The organism is Succinatimonas hippei YIT 12066, assembly GCF_000188195.1.
Lineage (GTDB): Bacteria > Pseudomonadota > Gammaproteobacteria > Enterobacterales > Succinivibrionaceae > Succinatimonas > Succinatimonas hippei.
Genome location: NZ_GL831032.1, coordinates 1 through 586, shown reverse-complemented (window position 1 = coordinate 586; position 586 = coordinate 1). Strand labels below are relative to the sequence as shown.

Sequence of the window (586 nt, the reverse complement as noted above, 5' to 3'; positions counted from 1 at the left end):
TGAACTGTGCCCCGTTGGGTAGACAATTAACCGACGGGGTATTTTTATGGGTGGAAAACGTATTTCAAAAGAGATTAAACAAAAAGCACTGGAACTCTTTCAACAAAGTTTTGGGTATAGAGCCACAAGTTCAATACTTGGCTTAAATCCGGGTACCGTGACTAATTGGTACTTATTATTTCGTTCCGGTGATACCTCTTGGGTCACGTCGCAATATCGCAAAACAGACATTAACGTACTGCAAAGAGCTGTCGATGAGTATCTCAATACCGAACAAGGCTGTAAGCTCATTGCTGTTAAATACGGAATTTCTACTGCAAAATTGTTAACAGCAAAACGAAATTTCGTAAACTATGGAGTAGTACAACTGCCCCAAGGACGAAATTCTATGCAGCGCCTCCAAGAGCAAAAACAAAAGATTAAAAAAGAATTGCAATCCATAGAAGAGCATAAAGAGCCATTAAATAAGAAGGAGCTTCAGGAAATGAAGGAGCTTTTAATCGTTAACATGGCCCTGTTGGAAGTTCTTGAAGAGAGCCATCCGGATGCGATCAAAAAAAAAGAATTCAGGCAGCAAAGAAAGCAG

General features: G+C 39.9%; 1 protein-coding gene. It reads left to right on the top strand.

The genetic code is table 11. From position 1 onward, the window contains the following. Nucleotides 1-46: 46 nt before the first annotated feature. On the top strand, nucleotides 47-586 hold a 540-nt coding region (locus HMPREF9444_RS07160), incomplete at its 3' end, for a hypothetical protein (protein ID WP_009143737.1).